Source organism: Bacillus sp. AM 13(2015), assembly GCF_001518755.1.
In the GTDB taxonomy this organism is placed as follows: Bacteria; Bacillota; Bacilli; order Bacillales; family Bacillaceae; genus Bacillus; species Bacillus safensis.
Genome location: NZ_LKCP01000039.1, coordinates 1 through 13,014 on the forward strand (window position 1 = coordinate 1; position 13,014 = coordinate 13,014).

At 43.3% G+C, this 13,014-nt stretch carries 13 protein-coding genes; all 13 read left to right on the forward strand.

The window, feature by feature from the left end; genetic code table 11:
• On the forward strand, positions 1-243 hold a 243-nt coding region (gene remA / locus AOQ70_RS04915), incomplete at its 5' end, for an extracellular matrix/biofilm regulator RemA (RefSeq protein ID WP_156417734.1).
• 9 nt (positions 244-252) lie between these two features.
• The gene (gmk, locus tag AOQ70_RS04920) at positions 253-867 is read left to right on the forward strand and encodes a guanylate kinase (RefSeq protein ID WP_024424214.1); all 615 of its coding nucleotides are present in this window, start codon (positions 253-255) and stop codon (positions 865-867) included.
• 3 nt (positions 868-870) lie between these two features.
• Complete coding sequence (gene rpoZ, locus AOQ70_RS04925; RefSeq protein ID WP_003211647.1) at positions 871-1,074, forward strand: DNA-directed RNA polymerase subunit omega; 204 nt, start codon at positions 871-873, stop codon at positions 1,072-1,074.
• A 117-nt stretch (positions 1,075-1,191) separates the two neighbouring features.
• The gene (gene coaBC / locus AOQ70_RS04930; RefSeq protein ID WP_059375053.1) at positions 1,192-2,409 is read left to right on the forward strand and encodes a bifunctional phosphopantothenoylcysteine decarboxylase/phosphopantothenate--cysteine ligase CoaBC; all 1,218 of its coding nucleotides are present in this window, start codon (positions 1,192-1,194) and stop codon (positions 2,407-2,409) included.
• On the forward strand, positions 2,406-4,814 hold the full coding sequence (priA, locus tag AOQ70_RS04935; protein WP_059375057.1) for a primosomal protein N': 2,409 nt from the start codon (positions 2,406-2,408) through the stop codon (positions 4,812-4,814). Before coaBC ends, priA begins: the two co-directional genes overlap by 4 nt.
• A gap of 15 nt (positions 4,815-4,829) precedes the next feature.
• Positions 4,830-5,312 carry a peptide deformylase gene (gene def, locus AOQ70_RS04940; RefSeq protein ID WP_039178446.1) on the forward strand — a complete coding sequence of 161 codons (483 nt, stop codon included), beginning with the start codon at positions 4,830-4,832 and terminating at the stop codon, positions 5,310-5,312.
• Positions 5,313-5,317: 5 nt separating this feature from the next.
• On the forward strand, positions 5,318-6,271 hold the full coding sequence (fmt, locus tag AOQ70_RS04945) for a methionyl-tRNA formyltransferase (protein WP_059375060.1): 954 nt from the start codon (positions 5,318-5,320) through the stop codon (positions 6,269-6,271).
• Positions 6,258-7,601, forward strand: coding sequence for a 16S rRNA (cytosine(967)-C(5))-methyltransferase RsmB (gene rsmB / locus AOQ70_RS04950; RefSeq protein ID WP_059375062.1), 1,344 nt, complete (start codon positions 6,258-6,260; stop codon positions 7,599-7,601). Before fmt ends, rsmB begins: the two co-directional genes overlap by 14 nt.
• Positions 7,602-7,604: 3 nt before the next feature.
• Positions 7,605-8,687 (forward strand): 23S rRNA (adenine(2503)-C(2))-methyltransferase RlmN, encoded by a 1,083-nt coding sequence (rlmN, locus tag AOQ70_RS04955; protein WP_024424208.1) that lies wholly within the window; start codon positions 7,605-7,607, stop codon positions 8,685-8,687.
• Between the two features lie 3 nt (positions 8,688-8,690).
• Positions 8,691-9,461, forward strand: coding sequence for a Stp1/IreP family PP2C-type Ser/Thr phosphatase (locus AOQ70_RS04960; RefSeq protein ID WP_029706534.1), 771 nt, complete (start codon positions 8,691-8,693; stop codon positions 9,459-9,461).
• Positions 9,455-11,410 (forward strand): Stk1 family PASTA domain-containing Ser/Thr kinase, encoded by a 1,956-nt coding sequence (pknB, locus tag AOQ70_RS04965; RefSeq protein WP_059375066.1) that lies wholly within the window; start codon positions 9,455-9,457, stop codon positions 11,408-11,410. The genes AOQ70_RS04960 and pknB overlap by 7 nt, the downstream gene beginning before the upstream one ends.
• 12 nt (positions 11,411-11,422) lie before the next feature.
• Positions 11,423-12,319, forward strand: a complete 897-nt coding sequence (gene rsgA / locus AOQ70_RS04970; protein ID WP_058837719.1) for a ribosome small subunit-dependent GTPase A — start codon at positions 11,423-11,425, stop codon at positions 12,317-12,319.
• A 3-nt stretch (positions 12,320-12,322) separates the two neighbouring features.
• On the forward strand, positions 12,323-12,973 hold the full coding sequence (gene rpe / locus AOQ70_RS04975) for a ribulose-phosphate 3-epimerase (RefSeq protein WP_058837718.1): 651 nt from the start codon (positions 12,323-12,325) through the stop codon (positions 12,971-12,973).
• Positions 12,974-13,014 lie beyond the last annotated feature (41 nt).

A 13,014-nucleotide genomic window follows, 5' to 3' on the forward strand; every position in this document is an offset into this window, starting at 1 on the left:
TTTGGAAACATCATTTCAGCGAATCGGATGATTTCGATCGTCAGTCCGGAATCAGCACCGATTAAACGAATGATACAAGACGCAAGAGATCGAGGCATGCTCATAGATGCTACATACGGAAGAAGAACCCGTGCTGTTGTCATTATGGACAGTGACCATGTCATCTTATCTGCCGTTCAGCCTGAGACTGTCGCGCAAAGACTTTCTGTAAAAGAAGAAATCATAGATGAAGGGCAGGGGTAATACGCCATTATGAAAGAAAGAGGACTTTTAATCGTTCTCTCTGGACCTTCGGGAGTTGGAAAAGGAACGGTCAGACAAGCCATTTTCTCCCAGGAAGATACGAAATTTGAATACTCTATTTCTGTGACGACACGCAAACCGCGTGAAGGTGAAAGAAATGGTGTCGATTATTTCTTTAAAACCAGGGAAGAATTTGAACATATGATTGAAAACAAAAAGCTGTTAGAATGGGCAGAGTACGTCGGGAATTACTACGGCACGCCTGTTGACTATGTTGAACAGACATTAAGCGAAGGAAAAGATGTTTTCCTTGAAATTGAAGTGCAAGGTGCACTTCAAGTAAGAGAAGCATTCCCGGAAGGTCTTTTTATTTTCCTTGCACCGCCTAGTCTTTCAGAACTTCAAAACCGCATCATTACACGCGGTACAGAATCTGAGGAGCTCATTCGAAACCGAATGGCCGCTGCGAAAGAAGAAATTGAAATGATGGATGCTTACGACTATGTCGTTGAAAACGATGATGTCGAGCTTGCTTGTGAAAGAATCAAAGCGATCGTCCTTGCAGAACACCTGCGCAGAGACAGAGTCGCACCGAGATATAAAAAAATGCTGGGGGTAGAATAAACCATGTTAGATCCTTCAATTGACTCATTGATGAACAAACTTGATTCAAAATATACACTTGTAACAGTGTCTGCACGCCGTGCACGTGAAATGCAGATCCACCAAGATCAGCAGATTGAAAACACAAAGTCTTACAAATTTGTAGGCAAAGCACTAGAAGAAATCGACGCTGGTCTTTTGACATTTGAAAAAGAGGATCAAGAATAACACATCGCTTCTGCAATGCAGATACGATACGTTCAAAAAAGTCAAAACTATGATTGGTTTTGACTTTTTTGAATTGTAGACGAATTTGTGAAAAAGGCCGTTAAGGGGGACAAACAAATGTTACAGTCAAAAAATATTTTGCTCGGTGTCAGCGGAGGAATCGCCGTATATAAAGCAGCAGCACTTACTAGTAAACTCGTACAAGCAGGCGCAAATGTCAGAGTGATTATGACGGAATCTGCTCGTGAGTTTGTGTCTCCGCTTACCTTCCAAGCTCTGTCTAGGCATGAGGTATATGTGGATACATTCAAAGAAAACAATCCAAGAGTCATTGCGCATATTGACGTAGCTGACTGGGCCGATCTCATTCTTGTTGCCCCTGCAACAGCACATACAATTGGTAAAATGGCCGCTGGACTTGCAGATGATATGCTGACGACGACTTTGCTTGCTTCAACAGCGCCTGTATGGATCGCTCCAGCGATGAATGTGCATATGTACGATCACCCGGCTGTGAAACGGAACATTCGCACATTATATGAAGACGGCTACCGCTTTATTGAGCCAAGTGAAGGTTATTTAGCCTGCGGGTACATTGGAAAAGGGCGATTAGAAGAGCCTGAAAAAATTGTGGAACACATCCGTGCTTTTTTTGAAGAGCCAAAAAGCTTACCGCTCTCAGGAAAGAAAGTCGTGGTGACAGCAGGTCCTACACGTGAAGTCATCGATCCTGTCCGGTTCTTTACAAATCGTTCTAGTGGAAAAATGGGCTATGCGATTGCAGAGGCTGCTCAGCAAATGGGGGCAGATGTTACGCTGATTTCTGGACCTGTTTCTTTAACTGAACCTGATCATGTACATGTAGTGCACGTTGAATCAGCTGAAGAGATGTATCAAGCTGTGCTAGAGGTATATGGGGAAGCTGATCTTGTTATTAAATCAGCAGCTGTCGCCGATTACACCCCTGTCACGACCTATGCTCATAAAATGAAAAAACAGGACGGCGCTCTGGACATTGAATTCACCCGGACAAAAGATATTTTAAAAGAGCTGGGGAAAAGAAAAGAGCATCAAGTGCTGGTCGGTTTTGCAGCTGAAACGCAGGATGTAGAATATTATGCGAAAAAGAAAATTGAATCCAAGCATCTAGATATGATTGTCGCCAATAACGTCACAAAAGAGGGTGCAGGCTTTGGCACAGATACCAATGTGGCAGCGATGATCAAAGCAGATGGAACGAAAAAAGAGCTGCCGATGATGAGCAAAAAAGACCTCGCTTTTGAAATTTTAAAGGAGGCAATACAGCTGCTTCCAGAAGAGCGTGATCGAGCATGATTGCTGAAGTCATCGTAGATGTCACAACGAAAGCCATTGACCGGCCATTTGATTACCGTGTACCAGATCGATTCAAAGATCTCGTCAAAGTGGGAATGAGGGTGGTCGTTCCCTTTGGCCCGAGGAAGATTCAAGGGTTTGTGACAAAAGTCAAAGATGAAACAGACATCAAGACAGGAAACATCAAAGAGATTGTCGATTTATTTGATTTATCACCTGTTCTGACAGATGAGCTATTGGAGCTTTCCCACTGGCTGACGGAAAAAACATTGTCCTATCATATCACGGCACTTCAATCGATGCTGCCCGCAGCCATGAAGGCAAAGTATGAAAAAGAAATTCAGGTGCTTTCAGAGGAAGAACTTCCGCAGTCATTGAAAGAGCTTTTCGGTCAGCGAGAAAGCATTCTTTATGCTGACATCCCTGCTGAACAATTAAAACTAATTCAAAAGCATGTCCAAAAAGGTCATCTCGAGGTGAGATACCATGTCTCACAAAAATCTGGAAAGAAAAAGGTCCGCATGCTCCAGGTGGCTGTATCGAAAGAAAAACTTGCAGAAAAACAGCAGCAGCTAAAGAAAAATGCGGTGAAACAAAAAGCACTGATCTCCTATCTGCTTGAAGCGGGAGAGACAACCTTTTTAGCGAAAGACTTGCAGCAGCAAACAGGCGCAAGTTCCCAAACGCTTAAAACCTTTATTCAAGAAGGGCTGTTAACAGAAAGCTATGAAGAGGTCTATCGAGATCCTTATCGTGACCGGGAGTTTACACCATCTGCTCCACTTGATCTTACGCCAGAGCAAAGAGAGGCGGCCAAGCATATTCATCAAGCAGTGAGTGATGATCAGCACGAAACCTTTCTTTTGCACGGAGTGACAGGAAGCGGTAAAACGGAGATTTACTTGCAGACAATCGATCATGTTCTTCAAAAAGGAAAAGAAGCGATCGTTTTAGTTCCTGAAATCTCGTTAACTCCTCAAATGGTGCAGCGATTTAAAGAACGATTTGGCTCAAATGTGGCCGTTCTTCACAGCGGCTTATCGACAGGAGAAAAATATGATGAATGGCGGAAAATCCATCGCAAGGAAGTCAAGCTTGTCGTTGGCGCAAGATCTGCTGTTTTCGCTCCATTTGAAAATCTAGGCATGATTATTATAGATGAAGAGCACGAATCCTCTTATAAACAAGAAGAAATGCCTCGTTACCATGCCAAGGATGTCGCCATTGAACGAGCAGGGCGGCATCAATGTCCAGTCGTATTAGGCAGTGCAACACCTTCACTTGAAACCTATGCACGTGCGAAAAAAGGCGTCTATACATTGCTGTCGCTCAAACACCGCGTCAACCAGCAGCAGCTGCCGCACGTTTCGTTAATTGATATGAGAGAAGAACTAAGAAATGGCAACCGCTCCATGTTTTCAGAGGAATTGATGCTTAGGTTAAAGGAAGTGCTTGAAAGAAAAGAACAAGCCGTTTTATTTCTGAACAAAAGAGGCTATTCATCCTTTGTCATGTGCCGTGATTGCGGATATGTAGAGCAATGTCCTCATTGCGAAATTTCTCTTACCTATCACCGCTATCAAAAACGGCTGAAGTGCCATTATTGTGGTCACGAAGCACCAGTACCTGCTGAATGTCCAGAATGTCACAGTGAGCATATTCGCTATTTTGGTACGGGGACGCAGCGTGTAGAAGAAGAGCTGACAAAAGTACTGCCAGAGGCAAGAGTCATCCGAATGGATGTGGATACAACGTCTCGTAAAGGTGCTCATGAAAAGCTTCTTACCTCTTTTGGCAATAAAGAAGCGGACATTTTGCTCGGGACGCAAATGATTGCAAAGGGACTGGATTTCCCAGATGTCACACTTGTTGGTGTTCTCAGTGCGGATACATCCCTTCACATCCCTGATTTCCGTTCAAGTGAAAAAACATTTCAGCTTCTCACACAGGTCAGCGGCAGGGCAGGGCGGCATGAAAAAGCGGGCTCGGTCATTATTCAATCGTATACGCCTTCTCACTATAGTATTGAATTAACGAAGCAGCATGACTACGAAGCCTTTTATGAACAGGAGATGCTGCATCGCCGCCACCAGTCCTATCCGCCGTATTACTTTTTGACGATGGTGACAGTGTCACACGAAGAAGTGACAAAGGCAGCACATGTGACTGATCAAATTGTCCAGTTCCTAAAAATGAATTGTGCACCGAATACTCGAATCCTTGGCCCGGCTGCATCACCAATCGCTAAGATCAAAGATAGATATCGCTATCAATGCGTGATAAAATACAAAAGGGAAAATGAACTGGCAAGTTTACTACGGAAAATACAAGACCATTATCAAAAGGAAATGGAACAAAAACAATTGATGATTTCAATAGATATGAATCCATATATGATGATGTAAAACGGAGGGCTATAAGTGGCAGTAAAACCAATAGTCATACATCCGGCAGAAGTGCTTGAACAAAAGACAGAGCGTGTCGATACGTTCGATAAAAAGCTTAAAAAACTGCTGGATGATATGTATGATACAATGCTTGAGCTGGATGGAGTTGGACTAGCAGCACCACAAATCGGTGTTTCAAAAAGAATCGCTGTTGTAGATATTGGAGAAGAATCTGGCAGAATTGATTTAGTGAACCCCGAGGTGCTTGAAGTTGAAGGAAGCCAAACAGATATTGAAGGCTGCCTGAGCTTTCCATCTTTATACGGTACTGTAGAGAGACCGAACTATGTGAAGGTAAAAGCCTTTGATAAGAAAGGCAAACCATTTACAATAGAAGCAGATGGATTTTTAGCAAGAGCTTTATTGCACGAAATTGATCATTTAGACGGCATTTTATTTACGTCAAAAATCATTGAAACCTATACAGAAAAAGAACTTGCGGAAATGGAAGGGTGAAGAAAATGGCACGTATCGTATTTATGGGAACCCCTGATTTCTCAGTACCTGTGCTGCAAACACTGATAACAGAAGGATACGAAGTGGTAGGGGTCGTCACGCAGCCAGACCGCCCGAAAGGAAGAAAGCGAGTGCTCACACCGCCTCCTGTGAAAGTGGAAGCCTTAAAACACGGCATTCCTGTGTTGCAGCCTGAAAAGGTACGCCTAGATGAAGAAATTGATAAAGTGCTTGCATTAGAGCCGGATTTAATCGTCACAGCGGCATTTGGACAAATTCTACCTAAACGGTTACTCGATGAACCTAAGTTTGGCTGTATCAATGTTCATGCCTCGCTCCTGCCAGAACTAAGAGGCGGCGCGCCGATTCATTATGCGATCCTTCAAGGCAAAAAGAAAACAGGCGTTACGATCATGTACATGGTGGAAAGGCTCGATGCAGGTGACATGATCAGTAAAGTAGAAGTGGAAATCGATGAATTAGACAATGTTGGAACACTGCATGACAAATTAAGTACAGCTGGTGCCGCACTTCTAAAAGATACGGTGCCAAATGTTCTGAGCGGGTCTATTTCTCCGATTCCGCAAAATGAAGAAGCGGCCACATACGCACCAAATATTAAGCGGGAGCAAGAAAGGTTAGACTGGACAAAAACCGGTGAAGAGCTTTACAACCAAGTTCGCGGGCTAAATCCATGGCCAGTTGCCTATACTGAATGGAACGGCGCTCATCTAAAAGTATGGGAAGCGAAAAAGGTTCCGCTACAAGCGCAAGAAGAACCTGGGAAAGTGATTGAGCTTCAAAAAGAAGGTCCGGTCATTGGAACGGGTAATAAGCAAGGCCTCTTGTTAACAGGTGTGCAGCCAGCTGGTAAGAAAAAAATGAGCGGCGAAGACTTCTTAAGAGGCGCAAATATCGAAATTGGGCAGAAATTAGGGTTAATGAATGAAGAAAAGTAATGTGAGAGAAGTAGCGCTGGACGCTTTAATCAAACTCGAACAAAACCAAGCTTACAGTAATTTGCTTTTGCAGTCAGTCATGAAAGATAAAGACTTAGCTGATCAAGACAAACCGCTGTTAACAGAGCTTGTGTATGGTACACTGCAAAATAAGCTGGCATTAGATTATATGCTTGCGCCCTTTGTGAAAAAACCGCAAAAGGTGGCTCCGTGGGTGATGCAGCTTTTACGGATGTCACTTTATCAAATGGTGTACCTTGAAAAAATCCCAGATCGTGCAGCCATTCATGAAGCTGTCGAGCTAACGAAAAAGCGCGGGCACAAAGGCATTTCTTCACTTGTGAACGGTGTTCTTCGTTCCGTACAAAGAGAAGGCATTCCGTCATTTGATGTGATCAAAGATCCAGTAAAGCGGCTGTCCATTGAGACAAGCCACCCATTATGGCTTGTGCAGGAATGGGTTCAGGCGTACGGATTTGAAGCGGCAGAAAACATGTGCCGCATTCATTTAGTCCCGCCAAAGCAAACCCTTCGCGTCAACCGAATGAAAACTGACCGGACGGCACTGCAGCAAAAACTAATGGATGCAGGCATCGAAACGGAGCTTGGCGACTTATCTGAAGATGCACTTAAGCTCATGAAAGGGTCCATCGTCTCAACCCCTTCTTTTCAAGAAGGCTATGTTACGATTCAAGATGAAAGCTCGATGCTTGTTGCAAGAGCGCTTGACCCTCAGCCAGGAGAAACGGTGCTTGACGCCTGTGCGGCTCCTGGCGGAAAATCAACTCATATTGCAGAACGTATGAATGATGAGGGGAAAATTGTTTCACTCGACTTACATGAACATAAAGTGAAACTCATCAAACAAGCAGCAAAACGTCTGAACCTTACTCACATTGAGGCAAAAGCACTTGATGCAAGGAAAGCGGCAGACTATTACAGCGAAGCTTCGTTTGACCGTATTCTCATTGATGCGCCGTGTTCCGGTTTTGGCGTCATTAGACGAAAACCAGATATGAAATATACAAAGTCACAAGAAGACTCAGCAAGGCTTGCAGCTATCCAGCAGGCCATTTTAAAGGAAGCGGCCCCGCTTTTAAAACCGGGCGGAACCCTTGTATACAGTACATGTACAATGGATCCAACAGAAAATCAACAAGTGATTCATGCGTTTTTACAAGAACACCAAGACTTCGAACCCGATCTATCTCTTAATGAACGGCTGCCTGAGCAGGTTTCTCCGTTTGTTCAAAACGGAAGTGTACAAATTCTTCCTCATTATTTCGGAACAGATGGTTTCTTTATTTGCAGCATGAGAAAGAAGGGATAAAAAATGACAGAACAAAAAGTAAGAAAAGAACTGAAGACAGAAATGCCGTCGATCTACTCATTTGAGCTTCACGAAATGAAAGAATGGTTAAAAGAACAAGGCGAAAAGCCTTTCCGCGCAGCTCAAATTTTCGAGTGGCTTTATGAGAAACGTGTGACATCCTTTGACGATATGTCTAACCTTTCAAAGGATTTAAGAGAAAAATTAAAAAATCAATTTGCGATCACCACATTAAAAACCGTGATCAAACAAACGTCTCAAGACGGAACGATCAAGTTTTTATTTGAATTACATGATGGTTATACCATTGAAACAGTGTTGATGCGCCACGAATACGGAAACTCTGTCTGTGTTACAACTCAGGTTGGCTGCCGAATTGGCTGTACATTCTGTGCATCTACACTTGGCGGGTTAAAACGAAACCTTGAAGCAGGAGAAATCGTTGCTCAAGTATTGAAAGTGCAACAGGCACTTGACGAAACAGATGAGAGAGTCAGCTCGGTTGTTATCATGGGAATTGGAGAACCATTTGATAACTTTGACGAAATGCTTGCTTTCCTTAAAATCATCAACCATGACAACGGCTTAAATATTGGCGCGCGTCATATTACAGTGTCGACAAGCGGAATCATTCCAAAGATCTATCAATTCGCTGATGAGCAAATGCAAATCAATTTTGCTGTCTCCCTGCATGCACCAAACACAGAAATCAGAAGCCGTCTAATGCCGATCAATAAGGCATATAAGCTGCCGAAATTAATGGAAGCCATTGAATACTACATTCAAAAAACAGGAAGACGTGTCAGCTTTGAATACGGCCTGTTTGGCGGAGTAAATGATCAAGTTCATCATGCAGAAGAGCTTGCAGACTTATTAAAAGGAATCAAGTGCCACGTGAACCTCATTCCGGTGAACTATGTACCGGAAAGGGATTATGTAAGAACACCGAGAGAACAAATCTTCCTATTTGAAAAAACGCTGAAAGAACGCGGCGTAAACGTAACGATTAGACGAGAGCAAGGCCATGATATTGATGCTGCTTGCGGTCAGCTAAGAGCGAAGGAGCGTCAGGAAGAGACGAGGTGACGAATGTTGATAAGGGCAGCCTTTCAAACCGATACAGGAAAAGTCCGTCAGCATAATGAAGATGATGCAGGTATTTTTGAAGCAAAAGAAGACACCCTTCTAGCTGTTGTAGCTGATGGAATGGGAGGTCATCTTGCTGGTGATGTCGCCAGCAGGATGGCCGTCTCTTCTTTAAAAGAATACTGGGAAGAAACATCTTCAATCCCAGCAAAACCAGCAGAGCAAGAAAGCTGGTTAATCTCAAAAATTAGTGACATTAATGATCAAGTATATGAACATGCGAAAAACAATGAGGAGTGCCAAGGAATGGGGACAACCATTGTTTGTGCGCTCGTTCATTTGCAAACGGTCACAATTGCCCATATTGGAGACAGCCGCTGCTACTTGCTAAGAGAAGGAGCACTGACCCAGCTAACAGATGACCATTCACTTGTAAATGAGCTTGTGAAAACAGGTGAAATTTCTAAAGAGGATGCAGAATATCATCCAAGAAAAAATGTGCTTACAAAAGCATTGGGAACAGATAAACACGTTCAAATCGATGCACATACTTTTGAAGTGGACCCAGGAGATCAAATCCTGCTTTGCTCAGATGGATTATCAAATAAAGTAGAAGAAGAGAATTTGATTCATATTTTAAACCAAACGACCGCACCAGATGAAAAAGTAACAGCATTAATCCAAACAGCGAATGACAACGGCGGTGAAGATAACATTACAGCAGTATTGTTAGAAATCTCCTCCCAGCCAGAGGAGGGTGACAGCAAGTGTTGATCGGAAAACGGATCAGCGGCCGTTATCAGATTCTTCGCGTCATAGGCGGAGGCGGAATGGCAAACGTTTATTTGGCGGAGGATATGATTTTAGATCGCGAAGTCGCGATTAAAATTTTGCGCTTTGACTTTGCAAGCGATGATGATTTTATTAGACGTTTCCGGCGCGAGGCGCAATCAGCCGCAAGCTTAGATCATTCAAATATTGTCAGCATCTACGATGTAGGGGAAGAAGATGACATTTATTATATTGTCATGGAATATGTCGAGGGGATGACGCTAAAAGAATACATACACGCCAATGGCCCGCTTCATCCGAAAGAAGCCGTTCGCATTATGGAGCAAGTCGTTGCGGCGATGGAAGAAGCCCATGCGAAACAGCTCGTCCACCGGGACATTAAGCCTCACAATATATTAATAGACAACATGGGGAATATTAAAGTCACTGATTTCGGGATTGCCATAGCACTCAGCTCAGCGACCATCACCCACACAAATTCGGTCCTAGGATCCGTGCACTATTTGTCTCCAGAACAAGCACGCGGAGGTCTTGCGACGAAAAAATCAGACATCTATTCACTTGGCATTGTGCTCTATGAACTCATTTCTGGCCGCATGCCATTTGAAGGGGAATCAGCTGTCAGTGTTGCGCTGAAGCATTTGCAATCAGAGCCGCCATCTGTGAGAAGGTGGAATCCTTCTGTTCCACAAAGCGTGGAAAACATCATTTTAAAGGCGATGGCCAAAGATCCTTTTTATCGATATGAAGATGCATCTGAAATGCAAAAAGATTTACAAACTGCTTTCGACCCTTCAAGGCTAAAAGAAAAACGCTTTGTGATCGAAGAAGATCATGAAGCAACGAAAGCGATCCCAATCATTCAAGATCATCAAGTCGATCAAGACAATGAAAAAACAGCTGTCCATCCAGTGCAAAAACCGAAGAAAAAAGAGAAACAAAAGACGAAAAAGAAACGGAAAAAATGGCCTTGGATTGTGGCATCCATCCTATTTATTCTGACTGCTGCGACTATTTTAGCCATCACTGTGTTTCCGGGACTGCTTTTTCCAAAAGATGTGGAGGTCACTGATGTATCTGGCATGACGATTGATAAAGCCGAGGACACCTTGAAGAACGCCGGCTTTACCGTCGCCTCTGATCCAATTGAGATCGCTGATGAAAAAATTGAAAAAGGGCTTGTCGTCAAAACAGACCCGAAAATCGGCACAAAGGTAAAAGAAGGAACCGAGATTCAGCTTTACCAAAGTACGGGCAAGGAAAAGACCGAATTACCTGATGTAACAGGTGAAAAGGTCGATAAAGCAAAAGAATTATTAGCGAAAAAAGGGTTTAAGCAAGTTGTTGTGGAGGAAGTAAATGATAATGACACCGAATCTGGGATTGTCATGGAACAGAAACCTTCAGCGAGTACTGAGCTTGTGGCAGCAGATGAAGAAGTGACGTTGACGGTCAGCATAGGTCCTGCCGATATTACTTTGCGGGATTTAACGACATATAGTAAACAGGCTGCATCGAATTATTTAGAGGATAACGGATTAAAGCTTGATGAAAAAGAAGCGTATTCTGATGATGTGCCAAAAGGTGAAGTGATGAAACAGGAGCCAGGAGCTGGTACTGCTGTGAAACCAGGTGATACGGTTAAGATCACCTTCTCACTCGGACCGAAGAAAAAACCGGCTAAAACAGTGACTGAGAAGATTGCCATCCCGTATGAACCAGTAACAGAAGGGCAAGAGATGACCGTTCAGATTTCCATTGACGATGCTGAGCATAGCATTTCTGATTCATATGAAACCTTTAACATCACTGCACCAACCGAACGGACCATTAAATTTAAGATTGAACCAGGTCAAAAAGGATACTATCAAGTGACGGTTGATGATAAAGTCGTAAGCTCTAAAACAATTGAATACCCTGAAGATGAATAAAGGAGGGACTTTATGCCTGAGGGCAAAATTATTAAAGCATTAAGCGGATTTTATTATGTGCTTGATGAGTCTTTAGAAAGTGGAAAAGTGATTCAGTGCAGAGCAAGAGGCATTTTTCGTAAAAACAAAATCACACCTCTTGTTGGAGATTATGTTGTGTATCAAGCAGACAACGATAAAGAAGGCTACTTATTAGAAGTAAAAGAGCGGACAAATGAACTTGTTCGTCCGCCTATTAGTAACGTCGATCAAGCGGTGCTCGTTTTCTCTGCGACAGAACCAACCTTCAGCACATCGCTTTTAGACAGATTTCTAGTGCTTGTAGAAGCAAATGATATTGAGCCGATTATCTGTATCACAAAAGTGGATTTATTGAAAACAGATGAAGAGCGTGAAAGTATTCAAGGCTATGCAGAGGACTATCGGCAAATTGGATATGATGTTCATTTAACATCCACGATCGAGGGAGACGGAATTGAAAAGCTGACCCCGCATTTTCACAATAAGATCACTGTATTTGCTGGTCAGTCTGGTGTAGGCAAGTCCTCCCTTTTAAATGCGATGAGTCCTGATCTGGCGCTGAAAACCAATGATATTTCCTCCCATCTTGGAAGAGGGAAGCATACGACTAGACATGTCGAACTCATTCGTACAGCAGAAGGGCTTATTGCAGATACACCTGGCTTTAGCTCACTTGAATTTACCGGCATCGAAGCGGAAGATTTAGGTCTTTACTTTTTAGAAATCAAAGAGCGGAGTGCAGATTGTAAGTTTAGAGGCTGCCTGCACGTGAAAGAGCCAGGCTGTGCGGTAAAAGATGCGGTCGAACAAGAGCAAATCAAAGAGTATCGCTATCAGCATTATTTAGAGTTTTTAACTGAAATCAAAGACAGAAAGCCGAGGTACTAAATCATGGTTTATATTGCCCCTTCCATTTTATCAGCAGATTTCGCCAATTTGGAGAAAGATATCCGTGATGTGGAACAAGGCGGAGCGGATTACATTCATATCGATGTGATGGACGGCCATTTTGTACCGAATATCACATTTGGGCCGAATGTTGTGGAAGCAATCAGACCGCATACAAAGCTGCCGCTTGATGTTCACTTAATGATTGAGCAGCCAGACCGGTATATTCCTGCATTCGCCAAAGCAGGTGCTGACATTATTTCTGTCCATGTTGAGGCTTGTCCGCACTTGCACCGAACGATACAGCACATAAAAGAACAAGGTGTAAAAGCAGGTGTCGTCTTGAACCCGCACACACCTGTTTCTCAGATTGAGCATGTATTAGAGGATGTAGACCTTGTCTTATTCATGACGGTGAATCCTGGTTTTGGCGGACAGGCGTTTATTCCTTCTGTCCTCACGAAGGTAAAAGAAGTGAAGTCCCTTAGTAAACAAAAGGGCTTATCAGACTTACTCATAGAAATAGACGGCGGTGTCAATGTAGAGACTGCAAAGAGCTGTAAAGAGGCGGGCGCTAATTTACTTGTGGCCGGCTCAGCGGTATACGGTAAAGACAACCGTGCAGCTGCTATTCAGGCCATTCGAGAAGCGTAAAAAAAGGAACCAAAGTCACTCTGATCTTTGGTTCTTTTTAC